Origin of the sequence: Streptomyces sp. NRRL F-5122 (genome assembly GCF_001507435.1) — a bacterium.
In the GTDB taxonomy this organism is placed as follows: Bacteria; Actinomycetota; Actinomycetes; order Streptomycetales; family Streptomycetaceae; genus Streptomyces; species Streptomyces lannensis.
Map to the genome: position 1 here is coordinate 1 of NZ_LMWH01000227.1, position 213 is coordinate 213.

At 56.3% G+C, this 213-nt stretch carries 1 rRNA gene; it reads right to left on the reverse strand.

The features are described 5' to 3' along the window. Window positions 1-213, reverse strand: a 23S ribosomal RNA gene (locus ADL25_RS20930); the annotation flags it as partial.

A 213-nucleotide genomic window follows, 5' to 3' on the forward strand; every position in this document is an offset into this window, starting at 1 on the left:
GCAGGCGTCAGTCCGTATACATCGCCTTACGGCTTCGCACGGACCTGTGTTTTTAGTAAACAGTCGCTTCTCGCTGGTCTCTGCGGCCACCCCCAGCTCAGACCGTAAAGATCATCACCAGGTGTGGCCCCCCTTCTCCCGAAGTTACGGGGGCATTTTGCCGAGTTCCTTAACCATAGTTCACCCGAACGCCTCGGTATTCTCTACCAGACC